The sequence below is a fragment of the Streptomyces mirabilis genome (assembly GCF_018310535.1).
Classification (GTDB): Bacteria; Actinomycetota; Actinomycetes; order Streptomycetales; family Streptomycetaceae; genus Streptomyces.
Window position 1 is genome coordinate 5,036,365 of the sequence record NZ_CP074102.1, and the last position, 20,205, is coordinate 5,056,569.

Consider the following 20,205-nt stretch of genomic DNA (forward strand, 5'->3'; position numbering starts at 1 on the left):
GGCACGCTGGTGGTGGAGGCCAAGGTCACGCCGACGGTGGCTGGAACAGCATTCCCGTCAGGGTGCGGAAGACCTCCTCGGGGTCCTGGTCGCCGAGCGCGCCGTCCAGGTTGTGGCCGAGGAGCAGCGTGGCGAAGCCGTGGGCCAGGGACCAGGCGGCGACTCCGGCGAGGCGGGGGTCGGTGCCCGGTTCCGGCACTCGGTCGGAGACGGCCTGGCGCAGGCGGTCCGCGGTCAGGGCGCGGGCCGTGGTCAGCTCCAGGTCGTTCTCGCGCAGCAGCTCCGGCGTGAACATGACCTGGAAGTGCGCGGGGTGCTCACGCGCGAAGCGTACGTAGTGGACGCCCGCGTCCCGTAGGTCCGTGGCCTCGGTGAGCGCGGCCGACAACAGCGCGTGGCCCTCGGCCGCGATCGCCGTGAGCAGGCCGGTGCGGTCCTTGAAGTGGTGGGCCGGAGCCGCGTGCGAGACGCCTGCCCGGCGGGCCAGGTCGCGCAGGCTCAGCGCGGACGGGCCTTCGGCGGCGATGACGTCGAGCGCGGCGCTCAGGATCGCGCGACGCAGGTCGCCGTGGTGATAGGGACGTTCGGGAGTGGTCTTCGCGGTCTCCATGGTCATCAGCGTACGCGGAATCTAGGCATTGACAAGTTCGATGGGTTCGGGCAATCTTGTCAGTGTCAAGTTGTCGTGTGGGTGGAACGGGACGAGGGGGTTCGTCATGTCGGAGCACGGTAGTGAGATGGCCGGGATGGTTCAGGGGGACGGGGCTGTCGGTAGGGAGATCGGGATCGGGACGGGGGCCGGGGTCGAGCTCGGCGAGGTGCGTCGCCTGTGGCACCTGCTGGAGCCCCTGCACGCCGTGCTCTACTACGCGCCGGAGGTCTTCGAGGAGTCGGCCGCGCTCGGGTACGTCGGGTCGGCGGAGGAGCGCTGGCCGACGTACTTCCCCTTCCGTGCCGCGCCGTTGGGGGCGGTCGGGAGCGAGCGCGTCTCCTCCGCCTTCTACAGCTTCAGCCCGCGGATGGTCGCCGCGCACATGGACTCCGCGTGGGACACCGCGAGCCCCGCGGACGTGCTGAAGGCGAGGGAACGGGGGATGGACCGGGCGTACCGCGCGATATTCGGCGACCGCGCGGCGAGCCCCGAACTCGTCGAGGCCGCAGGGCTGTTGCGCCGCGCCGCCAAGGCCGCGGACACCGCGGGCCGGCCCATGGCCGCGGCCAACGCGGAGCCGGCGTGGCCGGCCGCCCCGCACCTCCAGTTGTGGCATGCGGCGACGATCCTGCGCGAGCACCGGGGTGACGGCCACCTCGCGGCGCTGCTCGTCGCCGGGCTCGACCCCGTCGAAGCGCTCGTGTCCTTCGCGGCGATCGGCGCGGCCTCCGTCGAGCGCTTCGAGAGCCGTGGCTGGAGCCCGCAGGAGTGGAGCGCCGCCCGTGAGCGCCTCGTCGCGCGCGGCCTCGTGACCGAATCCGGCACCGCCACACCCGCGGGTCGCGAGCTGCGCGCCGAGGTCGAACGTCACACGGACGAACTGGCCGCCGCGCCCTGGCTCGTCCTCACCCCGTCCGACCGCGGCCGACTGACCGAGCTGCTCGGCGAGTTCTGGGTCGCGGTGCTGGGTTCGGGGCTGCTGCCGTCGGAGTCCACGCTGGGGATCGGGAAGGTGTGAAGGGGAGGGTGTGGGGGGTGCGTGGGGGTGTGAGCATGCGGGCGTGAGTGCGTGCGGTGCCGGGCGACGCAAGTGAAGCCGCCCGCGGGGGTGGAGCCTTGCGGACGGCCTCGGTGTCACAGGTCGATCGGTGGGTGTGTCGTGCCTCGCGCGTCTCCGCGTCTACGGCTGACCGGGGTCTACGGCTGATCGGGCCGGTCGGTCGGTTCGCGGTCCATGCCCGTCGCGCCCTCGATCTTCTGCTGGGCGTCGTCGACCTGGTCCGTGTACTTGTTGCCCGTCTTCTCGTTGATCTCCCGTTCCCCGGCGTCGGACATGTCCTTGCCCTTGGACTTCGCCTGATCCTTGAATCTGTCGAAGATGCCCATGCGGGAGCTCCTTCCGGAGGTCGGTCACCACCGACGATACGCCCGGCGTGCACCTATTGCCCGTTGAAGGAGGGTATGGCCTGGGCATACCCGCCGCTACCGTGGGCACCAGGGAAACGCGCCCTGTACAGGGCGGACCCGGGGAACAAGGGGAGGGGCGTCGTGGTGCGTCTGAGGGGTGGGGCGGCTGCTGCCGCACTGGTGCTGTTCGTCGTCGGCGCGGGGGTCAGCGGCTGCAAGAAGGACACCACGGGTTCCGCCGGCCCGCAGGGCACGGCGGCCGGCGGCGGCGCCGCGCTCACCGCCGTGGACTCGCTGACCGTCAAGGGGCGCGCGCCCAAGACGGGCTACAGCAGGGCGAGGTTCGGCACGGCCTGGGCCGACACGGACTCCAACAAGTGCGACACCCGCGACGACATCCTCAAGCGGGACCTGAAGAACGTGAAGTTCACCGGCGGCACCTGCAAGGTGGTCTCCGGGGCGCTCGACCCGGACCCGTACTCCGGTAAGGAAGTGACGTACAAGCGCGGCCGCAGCCTGGTGGACATAGACCACCTCGTCGCGCTCTCGGACGCCTGGCAGAAGGGCGCCAAGTACTGGGACGCGAGCAAGCGGATAGCGCTGGCCAACGATCCGCTCAACCTGCTGTCCGTCGACGCGAGCACCAACCGCAGCAAGGGCGACGGCGACACCGCGACCTGGCTCCCGCCCAACAAGGGGTACCGCTGCGCGTATGTGGCCGCGCAGGTGGCCGTGAAGAAGAAGTACGGGTTGTGGGTCACCGGCGGGGAGAAGGCCGCGATGAAGAAGGTGCTCTCCGAGTGCCCCGGCCAGAAGCTTCCCTCGGGCGGCAATCCGACCCAGGCGCCGAAGCGGTTCACCGCCAACTGACGTCGTTTCATATGGCCTGGCGCAAGGGCGAGATGACGAGAATCTGTCAAGAAGGTGAGGAGTCCGCAAAGGAGTTCACAAGAAGCAAAGGGGCGAGTCGAAACAAGTCGACTTGGTTCAGCAAGATCCGGTCAAGGTAAGGCCAAAAACGTTCCTCGTGCCTGTTCGCGGCATGTTCACAACAGTCAAGATCAGCGGGTTTTCTGTGCGTCCCCTGCGCGTTTCCCCTGCCTGATCTCCTTTGACTGTTGGAGTCGAAGCCGTGCGCATTCGGCCTGCCCGCCGTTCCCGCCAGCCCCGCCGTCCCGTCAGCCGTATGCACCGCGTCCGGCGGCAGGTGGCCATGGTCGCCCTGACGGCGCTCGCACTGATGCTGACGACCCAGCAGGCGGTTGCCGACGGGCGTGAGTTGGGCCATGTGTCCCTCTCGATGCCGAGCCTGTCCTCCGTGGTGGCCTGGTTCCAGGACCCGCACTGGGGGCGGATCCCGCACCAGAAGTCGGGCACCGCGGCCGGACACGCCCACCACGTCTCCGCGAAGACGACGGACGCCAAGCGCGGTGTGGGCAGGGCGCCGGGCAAGGGGAAGGGCGAACTCGCCGCCTACCAGCCGCACAAGCCCGCCGTTCAGCAGGGCAAGAGCCGCGGCGGCGGTACCTACAACCCCAAGACCAGCAAGCGCAACGCGGCCAAGTCCTCGCGCACCGACACCGTCTACGACAACGCCGACGGCAGCATCACCCGCCGAATATCCCCGACACCCATCAACTATCAGGTCGGGAAGGGGAGATGGGCGCCGATCGATGTGGACGTGAGAGCCGGTCCTGACGGCCGCTGGCACGAGAAGGCCAACTCCGTCGGCGTCGACTTCGGCGCCAAGGCCAGTGACTCCGGCCTCGTCTCCTTCGCCGCCGACAGCGCGCACTCCCTTTCCTACGGACTCAAGGGCGCGGCCTCCGTCAAGGGCACGGCGGACGGCTCGCGCGTCACGTACGAGAACGTCCTGACGGACACCGATCTCCAGGTCGCCCCCACCGCGACCGGGGTCAAGGACGCGGTTGTCCTGCGTTCCGCGGACGCAGGGAACAGCTGGACCTTCCCGCTGGACCTCAAGGGCCTCACGCCCGTCCAGACCAAGAGCGGGTCGATCGACCTGCGTGACTCCGCCGGCAGGACCGTCGAGCGCGTCCCCGCGTCGTACGCCTACGACTCGAAGGTGAACCCGCGCTCCGGGGACCCGGCCACCACCCACGACGTCACCACCGAGCTCGTCCACGACAAGGACGGCTACGCGCTGAAGGTGACCCTCGACGACAGCTGGCTGCACGATGCGCGCCGCGTCTTCCCGGTCACCGTCGACCCGCAGGTCACGGACGGCTGGACCACCACCTACGCCGAGTCCGGCGCCGCGGGCGACCACTCCTACGAGCAGACCGTCAAGGTCGGCTCCTACGACTCCGGCACCCACTCCGCGGCCAGCTACGTCAACCACTGGGACACCGCCTGGGACGGCAGCGGCGTCACCGTCTCCTCCGCGACCCTGCACCTCTTCGACACCTGGGCCGCCACCTGCACCGCCGAGCGTTTCGACGTCGCGCTGGTGACGAAGGCCTGGACTCCGGAGGGCGTCACCAGCTACCCGGGGCCGACGTACGGCTCGTCGATCGGCAACGCGACGCCGAGCGTGCCCAACGCCTGCGCCAACACCGGCGCCGACCGCACCGTCGGCGACAACGTGACCGTCTCCCTGTCCACGTCCGCCATCCAGGGCTGGATGAACGGCACCACCGCCGACTACGGCCTCGCGCTCTACGCGTCGACGACCGACAACCTGCACTGGAAGCAGTTCGGCTCCTTCAACGACCCCGGGCTCGGCCCGTACATCGTGGTCACCTACACGGGCAACACGGCGCCGCAGCTGTACGAGCAGTTCCCCGCCGACAACGCGGTCGTGGGCACCACCACCCCCGAGCTGACCGCCTGGGCGGGCGGCGCCAACTCCAGCGGCAGCGCCGGCCAGTACGTCTTCAAGGTCTACGACGCGACCAACACCAAGGTCGCGGACTCGGGCCTGGTCTCCACCGGAGACTGGACGGTCCCGGCGGGCAAGCTGGCCTGGGGCAAGCAGTACACGTGGACCGTTCAGGCGTACGACTCGACGACGGCCCTTTATTCCACGGCGGATCCGTACGCGCTCTCGGTCCAAGTGCCGCAACCCGTGATCACCTCGGGTCTGTCGCAGAACAGCAGTGACCACGGCTTCGACGCGTCGATCGGCAACTACACCACCTCCGACACCGACGCCTCGATCTCCACCGTCGGCCCCTCGCTGGACGTGGAGCGCGACTACAACTCCCGTGACCCGCGCTGGACCGGCGCGTTCGGGTCCGGCTGGTCGAGCATCTTCGACGCGCGGGCGACCGAGCAGTACACGGCGTCGGGCGCGGTCTCCAGTGTCAACGTCACCTACCCGGACGGTTCGCAGGTCGGGTACGGCAAGAACAGCGACGGCACGTTCGCCCCGGGCAACGGGCGGTTCGCCACCTTCACCACGGTCACGGGCGGCGGCTACAAGCTGACCGACAAGGACGACACGGTCTACACGTTCACCCAGTCCCTGGGGTCGGGCGCGTACGGTCTGCTCTCCGTGACGGACGCCAACGGGCGGTCCATCACCTTCACCTGGACCAGCGGCCACATCACGAAGATGACGTCCGCGGTCTCCAGCCGTTCCCTCAACCTGACCTGGTTCACGCCGTCCGGCGCGTCGGCCGCGCACGTCCAGACCGTCGTCACCGACCCGGTCACCGCCGGCGACTCCTCCACCGCGCAGACCTGGACGTACGGCTACACCGGCGACCAGCTCACCAAGGTGTGCTCGCCGCTGTCGACGACCAAGTGCACGACGTACGGCTACACGAGCGGCTCGCAGTACCAGAACGCCTCGCTCGACCTCGACCCGCACGCCATGTGGCCGCTGTCGGAGGCCTCGGGCGCGACGACCGCCAAGGACGCCGTCCTCGCGGGCGAGGGCACCGACAACGCGACCTACGAGAACGTGACGACGGGCCAGAGCGGTGGCCCGCTCACCGGCTCCTCCTCCACCGTCGCCACCTTCAACGGCACCACCTCCGACGTCTCGCTGCCGAAGAACACCGGCAACGACACCGACTCCGGCGCGCTCTCGCTCTGGTTCAAGACCTCCGCGGGCCCCGGCGTCCTCTACTCCTACGCCTCCCAACCCATCGGCTCCGGACAGGCCGCGGGCTTCTACACCCCCTCGATCTACGTCGGCACCGACGGCAAGCTGAACGCCGAGTTCTGGTACAGCGGCGGCATCAACCCGATCGTCACGACCGCGTCGGTCGCCGACGGCAAGTGGCATCACGTGGTGCTGTCGGCCGCGGGCAACTCGCAGACGCTGTACGTCGACAACGCGAAGATCGGCTCACGCACCGGCACCGTCTCCATCCAGAGCGCGGTCGCCTTCGGCAAGAACCAGTCCTTCAACTACCTCGGCACCGGCTTCCTCGGCGGCAACTGGCCCGACGAGCCGCACCAGAACTCCAGCGACAAGACCGGCTACGCCACCTACTTCAACGGCTCGGTCGCGGACGCCGCCTGGTACGGCCGCCCGCTGGTCGCCGCCGACGTCAACGCCCTCTACCAGTACGGCACCCACGCGGCGAGCCTGCTGACCTCCATCACCAGGCCGTCCGGCAAGACGTACGCGGCCATGCAGTACGACCCGGGCACCACCACCCTCACCCAGCTCACCGACGAGAACGGCGGCGTCTGGAAGCTCGGGGCGCCCACGGTCACCGGCTCCAGCCAGACCTACCGGGGCGCGGTCCTCGGCGGAGCGCCCGCGGGCTACTTCCGTCTCGGTGAGGCGGCCGGCGCCACCGCCGCCGTCGACGAGGTGCGCGGCGGCAACGGCACGTACAACGCGGTGACGCTCGGCGCGACGGGACCGTTCAGCGACCAGAAGGCCGCGACGTTCGACGGCAGCACCTCGTCCATGGCGCTGCCCAGCGGCATCCTGCCCGGCGCGGGCGCCGAGTCGGTCAGCATGTGGTTCAAGACCTCCACGGCGAACGGCGTGCTGCTCGGCGCGTCCAAGGACCCGCTGAGCTCAGGCACCACCACCGGCAACTACACGCCCGTCCTCTACGTCGGCAGCAGCGGAAAGCTGTACGGCGAGTTCTACTTCTCCGGCGGATCCACCAAACCCATCGGCTCCGCAGCCGCGGTGACCGACGGCAAGTGGCACCACGTCGTGCTGTCGACGGCGTCCGACAGCCAGGCGCTGTACCTCGACGACACGCTGGTGGCCTCGCAGACCGGCACGGCCGCGATGAGCGTCCAGACCAACCAGTACGTCGGCGCGGGCTTCATCGGCGGCAACTGGCCCGACGAGTCGCACACCAGCACCACCAGCAACACCGGTTACGCCACCTACTTCAAGGGCTCTATCGCCGAGGTCGCCGTCTACCGCTCCCAGATGGCCGCGGCGGACGTGGCCCAGCAGTGGGAGGCCGCGAAGAACTCCACCGGTCTGCTGCCGGTCGAGACGGTCAAGGTGACCTCCCCGGCGAACGCCACGCTCACCTACACCTACGACGTCGACAACGGCAACCGGGCGCTGACCGAGACCGACGGCCTCGGCAACAAGACGAGCTTCGGCTACGACTCCGCCGGTTTCGAGCACACGGTCACCGACCCCAACGGCTCGATGAACATCACCGGTCACGACGTACGCGGCAACATCGTCTCCTCGACCGCCTGCCAGGACGAGTCCGCGAACAAGTGCTCGTCCGAGTACTACACGTACTACCCGGACGACACCACGGCCCAGCTCACCACCACCGACCCGCGCAACGACCAGTTGCTGACCGAGCGCGACGGACGCTCCGCGTCGGCGACCGACAACACCTACCTGACCACGTACGCGTACGACGCGCAGGGCAACCAGACCGGTATCACCGGCCCGGCCGTCCCCGGATTCCCCAAGGGCCGCACCACCACGACCGTCTTCAGCGACGGCACCAGCACCTACCCGTCCGCCGACGGCGGAGTGGTGCCCAAGGGCCTGCCCGTGAAGACGATCAGCCCCGGCGGCGCGGTCAACCAGGTGGCGTACTTCATGAACGGCGACGTCGCCTCGACCACCGACGCCATCGGCCTGGCGACGACGTACACCTACGACGGCCTCGGCCAGGTCCTCAGCCAGAAGGTCGTCTCGGACACCTATCCGAACGGCCTGACCACCTCGTACAAGTACGACCTGAACGGCCAGGTCACCGAGGAGCACGACCCGCAGCTCACCGACCGCGTCACCGGAGCCACCCACGCCGCCGTCTCCTCGACCGTCTACGACGAGGACGGCAACGTCACCTCGCAGACCGTCGCCGACGCGAGCGGCGGCGACACCGCGCGCACCGAGACGCAGACCTACGACGCCTACGACCACCTGCTGACCGAGTCGGACGCCAACGCCGTCGCGGGTGCGAGCAACGGCAACACGACCACGTACACCTACGACAACCAGGGCAACAAGACCAAGGAAGTCACCTCGGCGGGCAACGAGACCCGCTACACGTACGACGACAACGGCAACCTGCTCACGCAGGCCCTGATGTACACCGGTGACCCGGTCAACCCGGGGACCGCGACCCTGCTCACCGAGTCCTCGCGCGCCTACGACCCGGCCGGCCGCCTCCAGTCGGTGACCGACGCGATGGGCAACACCACCTCGTACACCTACCTGGACGACGGTCTGACCGCCTCGGTGAAGCGGACCAGCGCCGACGGCACGAAGAGCTACGTCCTGGAGTCGGACACCTACGACGCCGCCGGGAACCTGCTCACCTCGACCTCCGACAACGGTGAGACCGTCACCGACTACAAGGTCGACGCGGCCTCCCGCACCACCTCCACCACGGTCGACCCGACCGGCGTGGACCGTGTCTCCACGGTCTCGTACACCCCGGACGACCAGGTCGCGAGCGAGAACGACCACGACGCCACGGGCTATGACCGCACCACCACCAGCACGTACGACGCCATGGGCAACGTGCTCAGCGAGACGCTGTACGGGGACGCCTCCGGGCACCCGGCCGGCTGGTGGAAGCTCAACCAGGACTCCGGCACCAACATCACCGACTCCTCCGGCACCGGCAACACCGCCACCGCCGGGTCGGGCGTGACCTGGTCGGACAGCGCGGCGAAGTTCGCGGGCACCACCACCGGCACCGGCAATCTCGTCGACACCACCGGCCCGGTCCTGGACACCACCGCCTCCTACACGGTGTCCGCCTGGGTCAACCTCAGCGACACCTCCACCTACCGCACCTTCGTCGCGCAGGGCGGCACCAACCGGGCCTCCTTCTATCTGCAGTACTCGAAGGCCGACAACGCGTACCGCTTCCACGCGGCCAACGCCGACGTGGCCTCCCCGACCGCGTTCTACGACGCCACCGCCACCGCGGCACCGACGCTGAACACCTGGACGCACCTGGTCGGCGTCTTCGACTCGACGACCGGCTCCATGAAGCTGTACGTCAACGGTGCCCAGGCAGGCTCGGGCACCGACACCGCGCCCTGGACGGGCACCGGACCGCTGTCCATCGGCGGCACCGAGAAGGCGGACGGCACGACGAGCGACGTCGTCGCCGGTTCGGTCGGTGACGTGCAGGTCTACCAGCGGGCCCTGTCCGCGACCGACGTCACCTCCCTCTACGGCAAGGGCCGCACGGGCGGCACGGTCGGCTCCTCCACCGAGCAGACCACCAAGTACGCCTACGACAAGCGGGGCCTGCCGACGTCCACGACGGACGCCGAGCAGAACACCACGACGTACGCCTACGACGAGGCCGGCAACCTCGCGGTCTCCACCGCGCCCGCCGTCCAGTCCGAGCCCGACGGCACCACGGCGGCGACCGTCCACCCCGTCACCACCAGCGGCTTCAACACCTTCGGCGAGGGCGTCGAGGAGGAGGACCCGAACGGCCTGGTCACGACCACGGCGTACGACGCCAACGGCAACAAGGTCTCCGAGGCGCTCCCCTCGTACACCCCCGCGGGCGCCTCGACGCCCAACGCGGGCACCACGGTCTGGAAGTACGACAGCGAGGGCAATCAGACCGACGAGATCAGCCCGAGCGGCAAGACCACCTCGTACCTCTACGACCAGATGGGCAACCTCGCCCAGATCACGGCGCCCGACGGCACCAAGACGCACGCGGTGTACGACACCAACGGCGAACAGCTGTCGGCGACGGACGCCGCGGGCGCGCAGACCCAGGCGACGTTCGACTTCATGGGCCGCCAGCTCACCTCGACGACGATGGAGCGCTACCCGTCGACGAGGACGCTGACGACGACGAACTCGTACGCGGTCACGACCGGCAACCCGTACGGCGCCCACACCGCGTCGACGACCTCGCCGGGCGGTGTCACGAACACCTACGCCTACAACCGGGCCGGTGACATCACCTCGGTCACGGACGGCGCGGGCAACACGACCCGCTACGGCTACGACTTCGAGGGCAACACGACGAAGACGACGCTGGCGGACGGCACCCGGACGGAGACGGACTACAACGCCTCCGACGACCCGACGGCGACGCGCGAGTACGACGCGAACGGCGCCGTGCTGTCCTCGACATCGCAGCAGTACGACGGCGTGGGCAACATGGTCGCGTCCACGGACGCCAACCAGCACACCACCCGCTGGACGTACGACGCGTCGGGCGCGATCACGCAGCAGGTCGAGCCGGTGGACGCTTCGACGTCGATCACCACGACCTTCGGCTACGACGCGGCGGGCAACCGCACGCGCTTCACCGACGGCCGCGGCAACTCCTGGCGCTACACGTACACGCCGTGGGGCCAGCAGGAGAAGGTGATCGAACCGACGACCGACAAGTACACCTCGGCCGCCGACTCGACGACGACCTTCGCCTACGACGCGGACGGCCAGCTGACGACGGCCACTCTTCCGGGTGGCGTCACGACCTCGATGACGTACGACGTCAACGGCCAGCTGAAGACGATGTCCGGAGCGGGCGCCGACGCGGCGACGGCGAAGCGCAGCTTCAACTACGACGCGGACGGCCGGGTCCTGTCGGCGGACACCGACGAGGCCGGCATCGCGGGCGCGGTGGACCACCAGGCCGCCACGCACGACGCGTTCACGTACGACGACAGGGGTGACGTCCTCACGGCCTCGGGCTCGGCAGGCTCCTCCAACTTCACGTACAACGACGACGCGTCGATGCTGACGCGGACGGACGCGGCGGGCACGACGAGCTACGGCTACGACACGGCGGGCCGCCTGTCGTCCCTGAACGACGCGGCAACGGGCACCCAACTGACGTACACATACGGTCAGTTGAACGAGGTCAAGTCGGTCAAGTACGGCTCGACGGGCCAGACCCGCACGTTCGGCTACAACAGCTCGCACGAGCTGACGAGCGATGTCCTGGTGCAGGGCGCGTCGACGCTGGCGAGCTTCTCGTACGGCTACGACAACAACGGCAACCTGACGTCGAAGGCGACGACGGGAGTCTCGGGCGCGTCGTCGAACACGTACACGTACGACTGGTCGGACCGTCTGACGTCGTGGAACAACGGTTCGACGACGAAGAGTTACGCGTACGACGCCTCGGGCAACCGCATCCGTAACGGCTCGGACGTCTACACCTACGACGCCCGCGACGAGCTGACCTCGGACGGCACGCACACCTACGACTACTCCGCGCGCGGCACGATGACGCAGGAGTCGCAGACGTCGGGTTCGGTGGCGTACAAGACGGACGCTTTCGGCAGCCAGATCGCGGCCGGCACGCAGTCCTACACGCTGGACGCCCTGGGCCGGAACATCACCGACACGGACACGACGGCGCAGAGCACGCGTACGTTCGCCTACTCCGGCGCGGACAACACGATCGCGTCGGACGGCGACAACACGTACACGTACGACCCGGCGGGCGGCGTGATCGGCGTCAAGCCGTCGGGCGGCAGCGGGGTGCTGGCCCTGACGGACCTGCACAGCGACGTGGTGGGCACGTTCACGTCGGGCGCGACCTCGCTGACCGGTTCGGCGTCGTACGACCCGTTGGGCAAGGTGGTCTCGCCGACGAACACGGTAACGGGGCACCTGGGCTTCCAGTCGGGCTGGACGGAACCGGGCACGGGTGATGTGGGCACGGCGTCGCGCTGGTACAGCCCGGACACGGGCCAGTTCCTGAACAAGGACAGCGTCTCGCTCAACGCGGTGCCGAACTCGGTGGCGGCGAACCCCTTCGCCTACGTCGACGACAACCCGATGGCGGGTACGGACGAGTCGGGCAACTGCTCCTGGTACGACGTGGTGTGCGGGGCGAAGAAGGTCGCGCACAAGGTCAAGCACGCGGTGTCGCACGTGGCGCACAAGGTGTACCACGCGGTGAAGCACGCGGCGCGGAAGATCGTTCACGCGGTGAAGCACGCGGCCCGCAAGATCGTGCACCACGTGCGGGACGTGTACCACGCGACGGTGCGGGTGGTGCGGCGCGTGTACCACTACGCGGCGAGGCACGTCAGACGGATCTATCACGCGGCAGTCCATGCGGTGCATACGGCGTATCACAAGGCCTCACGTGTGGTGCATCGCGTGGTGCACGCGGTGAAGAAGGCGGCGCACAAGATCGCGAGCGGCGTGAAGAAGGCCGCGAAGGCGGTCGCCCATGTCGCACGGACCGCGTACCACGCGACGGTCAAGGCGGCGAAGGCGACGGCGACGTACGTCAAGCACCACGCGGCTGCGATCACGTCGTTCGTGGTGTCTACGGCGGTGTTCGCGGGGTGCGAGGCGTTCACGGCCGGCCTGGGCACGATCGGGTGTGCCGCTGCCGCGGGTGCGGCGGGCTCCCTGGTCGAGCAGGGCTTCAAGTGCGCCGAGAACGGTGGCGGCGACTGCAGCGCGGGTGCGTTCGGCGAGTCCGCACTCGAGGGCGCGGTCTCCGGCGCGGTCGGCGGTGCGCTGGGCAGCCTGGGCGGCAAGATCCTGGCGAAGGTGGCGCCCAAGGCGATGAAGGTCGTGGGCGGACTGTTCGGCAAGGGAGCGACCGAGGCCGGTGATTCCGCGGCGGCGGATGCGACGGACGAGGCTGCTTCGGCGGCGGAGTCGGAGGGGGCGGGGACCAATAGTCAGTCCCAGTCCAAGACCACGTGCCACAGCTTCACTGGTGCCACTCCCGTGCTCATGGCGGACGGCACCGCCAAGGCGATTGACCATGTGCGAGTGGGCGACACAATCGCCAACTCGGTGCCGGGTGTTGCGGGTACGGAGGCTCACAAGGTCACCGCCGTGATCGTGACGCGCACCGACCACGACTTCGTCGACCTCACCATCAAGAAGACGACCGAGTCGGCGGCGAAGGACACCTCCAAGGTCGGGGCGAAGTCCTTCGCTCGGAAGGTGGCCCGCAAGGCGGCATTTGGCCTGGCGGCGTCAGCGGCGGTACTGGGTGCGCTGGCGGCGAGCCACGGGCACGCTCAGGAGCCGACGACGGCTCCGGTGGCGGCGGTCAGCAGCACGGTGTCCGCGCAGGACACCAAGGCCGCTGGGGTGGCTGGGGCGGCGCAGGCGGGTGAGGACACCAAGGGTGCGCACCTCACGACGACGTTCCACCACCCGTTCTACGACGAGACCCAGTCTGCATTCGTCGAGGCCAAGGATCTGAAGGCCGGCGACGTCCTCCAGACCCCGACCGGCACGGCCGAGGTCGCCGGCGTTCGCCTGTACCACGCGCACACCACGACGTACGACCTCACCATCGGCACCCTTCACACGTACTATGTGGAAGCCGGAACCACGCCCGTCCTCGTCCACAACTGCACTATTGATCGTGGCGACATGGCGCGGATGTACATCAAGACGGCGAAGACGTTTCAACGGGTCAAGAACAAGCAATCCACGCTCGGGCTCGCCAAGGTGTGGAATAACGACACGAAGCAAATCGAGGACTGGGCGGCGCTGACGTCGCCAGAACCGATGGCGTCGGACGTGGCGGACGAACTCTCCGGCCATACCGTTGTTCCGACAACCGGACATGCCGAGCAGAGTCTGTACAGCCACCTTGATAGACTGAACGCCGAGGGTGGCAATTACGAGATGATGGGGATCACTTCCAGCGGAAGGTTCTGCACTACGGCCAATTGCTATGGAGGGCTTCTTGGGAGGGGTCTCAAGATGCTTCATGGAATCGGCGAGACCTACGCTGAAGACGGCTACTCCGCGTTTCGAGCGGCGGTCAACCCGTCGCGCTACTCCGGACCGCTGTGACGGCTGATGGAATGCGAGAACCTACTGTGACCAGCGGCGCCTTGTGCCTGATTCGTCTTTTTCCACTGCTGGAGGTGCTCGAATCGACGGTGCGGCAGCCGGTCGACGAGGTCATTCGCGGCTGCTTGGGCTCCGGCGAGATCGCGGACAGTGTCCTGATCGGTCTCGATGAATTCTGTGAGGCGGTCGGTCCATTGCAGGATTTCGACCATCCGGCTTTCTTCGAACAGAGCGTCGCCAGCATGGCCTTGATCGTGGCTGGAGCCGGAGGGGTGCAATCGTTTTCGGCGGATGCGAGGATCTCGGAACAGGCGGTCGGGGTGTGGAGCACGCTGACCCGGCTGGTGAATCAGCAGACGCAGGCGCCAGCGTCTCCGGGCGTCGCCGACTTCGCGGAGCTTGAGCGCAGTGCTCAGCGGGAGGATGAGCGTGCTCTGGTTTCGAGGGAACGCGATCCGATGGCGGTCATTCGGCGCGCTGATCAGCTGGCTTCGGCCGGCACCGCGATGACGGCTGAGCTGTCGAAGGTGTCGGCAGTGCTTGGATGGCGTCCTTCCGGGCCTTGCGGTCCACAATGCGCCTGGCCCGCTTGTGGGTCATCGGCGTCGAACTGCGTGCGCCGTCGCGCGTTTCGACCCCAGCAGACGCTGGCCGCTCAACTCCGGCGGAAGCAGGGTGCGGAGTCCAGGCCGTGGTACTTGATCTCCATCAATCTTCTGGCGGCCGATGACGAACCGTTCGAGTTCGTCACAGAGATCGGGACAGACGGCTATGAGCTGCGCAAGGTGGCTCAGTACATGGATGGCCGACTTGTCTGTGTCGATCGGGACCACCAGCTGCGGGGCGGGGTGAAGCTCGGCTCGGAGCGCGTTCCGTCGTGGACGGAGCTTGAGGCCGATGACGACCTGCATGTCGAAGAGACGTCTGCGGAATTCTTCGAGCGACGCTGGAAGGAAGGGCTCACCGGCTTCATCGGGCACTGATCGCGCCTTCCCGGCGCTGCCTCCGGCACGTTCGAGTGGGTAACGAGGGGAAGGGCCAGTAGGAGGCGGTCGGCCGTGTCAGGCGCTGATCGAACAGGATCAGCGGGATGCAGCCTCTGAGCGCCCGTCCTGAGGTCGACACCTGGTACGAGGCACGGCGTCTCTCCGACCCGCTGGCCGATGCCGGTCGACTGGACGAGGCCATCGCGGTCCTCCAGCCGACCTACGGCGCCGGGAGGAGCCAGACAGCTGGCAGAGCTTCATCCGCCAAGGACGCGCCAAGGAGGCCGTCATCCTCCTGCACGAACGTACGTCCAGCCTTCCGGCTGACGACCCTTCGGCTTCGGCAAGCTGATACGCGGCGACATGCAGGCCGATCAGTCGTTGGGGTCAGCGAGACGCGGTGCTCGATCTCGTTGGGTTTCAGGGCGGGCACGGTGTGGCCGAACTCCTTCGCGTCGGAGTCAATTCCTCGACCGGCTACGGTGGGCTTGTCTGGTACGTCAGTCCGAAACGCGCAGGGGAGTCAGGGGACGAGAAGTCCCAATCCTGCTGGGTGTCCGACAATCCCGCCCCGCCTGACTTTGATCCACGAGTTCTCTCGGATCCGGGATGTCCATTGTGGTACGACCCCCGCAGCACACTTCCCGTTGCCCGAGTACGTGCGGCCTTGCGGGAGTTCTGTCGTATGGGCACCGGTGACCGTCCCGAGTGCGTCCAGTGGGTCCGTGGTGAGATCAACGGAGAACGCCTGGACGCGCATTCGTAGGTGGGAACGTCAGCGGGCGGCAAGGCCTCGGACTTCTCAACCGATGGTGCGCGCCGCCGACTCGTACTGGGCGGCCTGCTTCGGTGTGAGGTAGTGGGAGACGCGTACGAGTACCGAGCCGTGGACGTAGTCGTACTCGGCCAGGGCCGGGAGGGACTTGGTCACGCCCCGGATGTACGCCGCGCGCGCCTTGGCGTCCACCGGGTTGGCGAACGCCTCGACGGCGCCGCCGCGTTCGACGTCGCCGGGGTCCGCGCCGGTGACCTGGACGGCGGGTACCCAGCTGTCCGAGAACGTGACTTTCGAGGTGTATTCGTTGGGGCGGCCGAGCAGGTGGTTCGGGTCGTTCTCCGCGGTCACGGTGCCGGTGAGGTGCGCCGTGGGCACCCTCGTGGACATTTTCTGGAACGCGGCGCGGGCCGTGAGTGGTTTGCCCGCGAGCGTGCCGGGTCTGGCGGGTTCGTGGGCGTCGGTCGTGGAGTTCGTGGGGGAGTTGCCGCCGCTGCACGCGGTCAGGGAGAGCAGGAGGGCGACGACGGACGTGGTTGTGAAGGTTCGGTGCATGCCGGAGATGCTGACGTTCACGGAGGCGTGGTGTGTCCGTGTAGCGGAGCTGTGACGCGGTGTTCCCTTGCGGCGTGCCGTGTTCGAGCGTTTCTGTGACGCCGGCTACAGAGCCGCTTCCAAGGTCGCCGACCGGGACGCGAAGCCGTTGCGCTCGTAGAAACGAACGGCCTCGGCGTTGCCCCACCGCCTCGCCGCCGCGGTCGGCGACAAGGAGCAGTCGGTTCGGGTCCGTCATGCCGGACCCGAAACGCTGCGGTCCGTGCTCGCGAGGCCGGTGGATGTTGATGCTCAGATCCCGGGTACCGGAGTCCTCGGCGAACAGCGCGCTGCTGCACGCGGGGCTCGACCGGTTCCCGCGGCGACAATGCATCTATGCGTATCCGAGCAGTCCACATCGACGAACTGCCCCTCCTTCAGGACATCGAGCGCGCCGCCGGACGGTGTTTCGCCGACATCGGCATGCCGGAGATCGCCGACGACGAGCCCCTCCCGCTCACCGACCTCGCCCACTATCAGCGGGCCGACCTCGCCTGGGCCGCGGTCGACGAGGCCGACAGGCCGGTGGCGTACCTCATCGCGGAACACGTCGACGGCAACCTGCACATCGAGCAGGTGTCGGTGCACCCGGACAGCGCGCGGCGCGGCATCGGGCGTTCACTGCTGGACCATGTCGGCCACCGGGCCGGGGCTGAGGGGATACCCGCTCTGACCCTCACCACCTTCGCCGACGTCCCCTGGAACGCGCCCTACTACGTGCGCTGCGGCTTCCAGTTCCTGGATGACAGCGCGCTTGGTCCCGGGCTCCAGGACATCCGCCGACGCGAGGCCGGCCACGGTCTGGAGCGGTGGCCGCGGGTCTGCATGCGCCGGCGTCTGTGACCTCCGGGTTCGTTACGCCTCTGCGGCGAACAGCTCTTCCGCGTTGGTGGCCGTGAGTGCGCGGTCGAACCACGTGCCCAGCAGCTCCAGGTCGGTGCAACTGGTGATGCGCTCGCGCGCGGTCTCGGGGACGGCGATGTCGCGAAGGGTGAGGATGCGGAGGATGTCCTCGGCTCGGCCTTCTGTGCGGCCTTCTGTGCGGCCCTCGATTCGGGTTTCCTCGATGAGGGTGCCGCCGCCGGGGAAGCGGCTGGGGCGCAGGGTCATCAGGTGCCTCCAGAATGCGCGGCTCTGGGTGTCGCCCAGGCCGACCTCGGTGTATTCCGCCCAGTCCTGCGCGGTCCCGCCTCCGATGGTGGCGAGCGCCGTCGCCAGCGCCTCCAGTATCGCAGGGAGTGCGGGGTCGTTGGCGTGGGCGAGCGCGGAGAAGACGGCTAGAGCCAGGTCTTCGGCCGCCTCGTCCGGGTCGATGATCGTGGGGAGGTTTTCGGGGCCCAGGACCAGTGGGAAGACCGCGATGCTGGTGTGGGCGGGCAGGCCGATGCGGATGGGCTGCGCGGCCCAGGACGCGGTGGGCTTGTCCTGGCAGACGACGAGCAGGAGGGGCGGCAGCTTGTATTCGGCGTAGAGATACGCCAGGTAGTACGTCCAGCTGTTGAGCTTGTCCGGGTCCGGTTTGCCTTGCGCCTCCACGGTGAGCAGGTAGCTTCCGCTGTCCGCCGTGTCGACGCGCATCAGGGTGTCCACACGGCGCGCCATGGGTTTGATCTCGGTGAGATCGGTGTCCAGGAGCTGAATCGTGGTGGGTTCGGGTAAGACGATGCCTGCTTTCGGGAGGGCCCGGGCGAACAGCCCCGGGTCCTCCCTGAAGATCTGGTGCATCGCCTCATGCGCTGAGCTGACCATGTGACGGAATGTAGTGACGTGGAGGCGTTCCGTCGGATGGCTTGGGACCGGTTCAGCCGTTCGAGTGACTATGCCTCAGGTCTATGTCAGGAGGTCGGTGGCGGAGAGGCGCGTCAGCGCGTCACCGGCAGAGCCGCTGCGAACCGGTGCCCGTCGGCGCGGGTCTGGACCGGGAAGTCGACCTTGAGGGCGCCCTGCTGGCCCTCGACGGTCAGGTGGGTGACCACCTTGAGGCCGAGGAAGGTCTTCTTGGGCGCGCTCGCGGTGACGTACGGGCGCGGGAGGTTCATCAGCAACTTGCCCGGCTTGCCGCCCCGGTTGCCGTCGAAGAACAGGATCCGCTGGTTCGTCAGGACGAGGTACATCGGGCGCGGGGTGACCGTCGCCATCACCGTTCCCGCGCTGAGTACACCGACCACCGCCGCGGTGAGGGCCTGCTTGCGCACCGAGACCGTCCCGATGCCGGCCAGGCTCGTGAGTTCGACCTGCTCGCCCTGGAGCAGCAAGGGGGTCGAGATCTCCAGCAGTTGTCTGGCGCGACGGGCGTTGAGTGCCACGGGTGGGGCTCCTGGTGACGGTGGGGTGAGAGTGGCAGTGACGGGGAGGTGACAGTGACGGGAGGGTAGTGGCCGGGAGGCGGCGGTGGCTGGGAGGTGGTGGTGACAGCGGTCGCATGGATTGTTCCAAGCCAGGGGCAAGGCGAGAGGTCACCTCACACAAGGCGAACTCAAGTTCGAGTCATGGCTCGGTCAAGATCAGTCATCGAAGGGTCAAGGTGACGCCCGTATGGCCTGTTTGGGCATTCTGTTCCCACAGCCTCCCCACACCTGACCGAAAACCGTCTCCAATCCGCCACTTACCATCCGCTCCATGCCGACCGATGCGTCCCTCCCACCCCCCGACTTCGAACTCGCCTCCGCCTTCCCCGAGGTCGGCTGGTTGCGGCAGGCCACCGCCGCGCGGGACTGGGCGGGGATCAGGCGGTACGCCGACGGGCTGCCTCAGGGCACCGACCGGGCGTTCCTCGTCCGGGTCGTCGCCGAGGTACCCGGCGTCGAGCACTTCCTGCGGGAACTCGTCGCCGCCGCCCCCGACGACGTACTGGCCCTCACGACGCTCGGGACCCGCGAGATCGAGATCGGCTGGGAGATCCGGAGCAGCGCGCGCGCCGAGCACGTCAGCCGGGAGCAGTTCCGGCAGCTGCACGAGCACCTGCGGCAGGCCGAGCAGCTGCTCATCCGGGCCACCGCCCTCGACCCGTCCCACGACGCGGCCTGGGCCGCGCGCCTGACCACGGCCATGGGACTGCAGCTCGGGCAGAACGAGGCGCGGCGGAGGTACGACCGACTGGCCGCGTACCACCCGCACCACTTGACCGGGCAGGCCAGGCTGCTCCAGCAGCTGTGCCCCAAGTGGAGCGGGAGCTGGGAGGCGGCACACGGATTCGCCCGCGAGTGCCTGCTCAACTCGCCCGAAGGGTCGCTCAGCGGTGGTCTGGTGGCGGAGGCGCACCTGGAGCGCTGGCTCGATCTGCCCTCCGCGGGGAGCGAGCGCACCGACTACCTGCGCCAGGCCCACGTCCACGCCGAACTCGTCGAGGCCGCCGAACGGTCCGTCCTGCACCCGTACTACCGACCCGCGTACGGGTGGGTCACCATCCAGGGCGTCTTCGCCGCCCTCTTCTCGCTGATCGGCGACACCGCACGCGCCGCCGCGCACTTCCGCGCCCTGGGCAACCTGGCCTCCGAGTACCCGTGGAGTTACCTCGGCAAGCCCGCGGACGCGTACGTCAAACACCGTTCCGCCGCCCTCGGAAGAGGCTGAGCGGATGCCGAACAGG

General features: G+C 68.4%; 12 protein-coding genes. 7 read left to right on the forward strand and 5 right to left on the reverse strand.

The window, feature by feature from the left end; genetic code table 11:
• Nucleotides 1-25 precede the first annotated feature (25 nt).
• Entirely contained in the window at nt 26-610 is a 585-nt protein-coding gene (locus tag SMIR_RS22365; RefSeq protein ID WP_422664457.1) for a TetR/AcrR family transcriptional regulator, read from the reverse strand.
• A gap of 136 nt (nt 611-746) precedes the next feature.
• Here SMIR_RS22365 and SMIR_RS22370 point away from each other — a divergent pair, with 136 nt between their 5' ends.
• Complete coding sequence (locus SMIR_RS22370; protein WP_168501083.1) at nt 747-1,670, forward strand: SCO6745 family protein; 924 nt, start codon at nt 747-749, stop codon at nt 1,668-1,670.
• A gap of 179 nt (nt 1,671-1,849) precedes the next feature.
• Here the strand turns inward: SMIR_RS22370 and SMIR_RS22375 are convergent, their stop codons facing one another.
• Nucleotides 1,850-2,038: an Rv0909 family putative TA system antitoxin gene (locus tag SMIR_RS22375; protein WP_168492408.1), complete on the reverse strand. Its 189-nt coding sequence runs from the start codon at nt 2,036-2,038 to the stop codon at nt 1,850-1,852.
• Between the two features lie 162 nt (nt 2,039-2,200).
• Here SMIR_RS22375 and SMIR_RS22380 point away from each other — a divergent pair, with 162 nt between their 5' ends.
• The 4 genes from SMIR_RS22380 to SMIR_RS22395 all read left to right on the forward strand — a co-directional run bounded on the left by SMIR_RS22380 (nt 2,201) and on the right by SMIR_RS22395 (nt 16,013).
• Nucleotides 2,201-2,929, forward strand: coding sequence for an HNH endonuclease family protein (locus SMIR_RS22380; RefSeq protein WP_168492405.1), 729 nt, complete (start codon nt 2,201-2,203; stop codon nt 2,927-2,929).
• 316 nt (nt 2,930-3,245) lie between these two features.
• Nucleotides 3,246-14,261 (forward strand): LamG-like jellyroll fold domain-containing protein, encoded by an 11,016-nt coding sequence (locus tag SMIR_RS22385; RefSeq protein ID WP_212727287.1) that lies wholly within the window; start codon nt 3,246-3,248, stop codon nt 14,259-14,261.
• A 26-nt stretch (nt 14,262-14,287) separates the two neighbouring features.
• Entirely contained in the window at nt 14,288-15,244 is a 957-nt protein-coding gene (locus SMIR_RS22390; RefSeq protein ID WP_168492400.1) for a DUF6881 domain-containing protein, read from the forward strand.
• Nucleotides 15,245-15,647: 403 nt separating this feature from the next.
• On the forward strand, nt 15,648-16,013 hold the full coding sequence (locus SMIR_RS22395) for an Imm1 family immunity protein (protein WP_282190313.1): 366 nt from the start codon (nt 15,648-15,650) through the stop codon (nt 16,011-16,013).
• Between the two features lie 36 nt (nt 16,014-16,049).
• On the opposite strand, the gene SMIR_RS22400 is transcribed toward SMIR_RS22395, so the two are convergent.
• A complete protein-coding gene (locus tag SMIR_RS22400; RefSeq protein WP_168492398.1) occupies nt 16,050-16,577 on the reverse strand; it encodes a hypothetical protein in 528 nt (175 codons plus the stop codon).
• 375 nt (nt 16,578-16,952) lie between these two features.
• Here SMIR_RS22400 and SMIR_RS22405 point away from each other — a divergent pair, with 375 nt between their 5' ends.
• Entirely contained in the window at nt 16,953-17,459 is a 507-nt protein-coding gene (locus SMIR_RS22405; RefSeq protein WP_168492395.1) for a GNAT family N-acetyltransferase, read from the forward strand.
• Between the two features lie 12 nt (nt 17,460-17,471).
• Here the strand turns inward: SMIR_RS22405 and SMIR_RS22410 are convergent, their stop codons facing one another.
• Nucleotides 17,472-18,365 (reverse strand): RpnC/YadD family protein, encoded by an 894-nt coding sequence (locus SMIR_RS22410; RefSeq protein ID WP_212727288.1) that lies wholly within the window; start codon nt 18,363-18,365, stop codon nt 17,472-17,474.
• 113 nt (nt 18,366-18,478) lie between these two features.
• On the reverse strand, nt 18,479-18,922 hold the full coding sequence (locus SMIR_RS22415) for a hypothetical protein (protein ID WP_168492389.1): 444 nt from the start codon (nt 18,920-18,922) through the stop codon (nt 18,479-18,481).
• Nucleotides 18,923-19,235: 313 nt separating this feature from the next.
• Here SMIR_RS22415 and SMIR_RS22420 point away from each other — a divergent pair, with 313 nt between their 5' ends.
• Nucleotides 19,236-20,189: a hypothetical protein gene (locus SMIR_RS22420; protein ID WP_212727289.1), complete on the forward strand. Its 954-nt coding sequence runs from the start codon at nt 19,236-19,238 to the stop codon at nt 20,187-20,189.
• Nucleotides 20,190-20,205 lie beyond the last annotated feature (16 nt).

Coding starts and splice junctions, on each gene's coding strand:
- SMIR_RS22365 (WP_422664457.1), bottom strand. CDS start 610: ATGGAGACCGCGAAGACCACTCCCGAACGTCCCTATCACCACGGCGAC.
- SMIR_RS22370 (WP_168501083.1), top strand. CDS start 747: ATGGTTCAGGGGGACGGGGCTGTCGGTAGGGAGATCGGGATCGGGACG.
- SMIR_RS22375 (WP_168492408.1), bottom strand. CDS start 2,038: ATGGGCATCTTCGACAGATTCAAGGATCAGGCGAAGTCCAAGGGCAAG.
- SMIR_RS22385 (WP_212727287.1), top strand. CDS start 3,246: ATGCACCGCGTCCGGCGGCAGGTGGCCATGGTCGCCCTGACGGCGCTC.
- SMIR_RS22400 (WP_168492398.1), bottom strand. CDS start 16,577: ATGCACCGAACCTTCACAACCACGTCCGTCGTCGCCCTCCTGCTCTCC.
- SMIR_RS22405 (WP_168492395.1), top strand. CDS start 16,953: ATGCGTATCCGAGCAGTCCACATCGACGAACTGCCCCTCCTTCAGGAC.
- SMIR_RS22410 (WP_212727288.1), bottom strand. CDS start 18,365: ATGGTCAGCTCAGCGCATGAGGCGATGCACCAGATCTTCAGGGAGGAC.
- SMIR_RS22420 (WP_212727289.1), top strand. CDS start 19,236: ATGCCGACCGATGCGTCCCTCCCACCCCCCGACTTCGAACTCGCCTCC.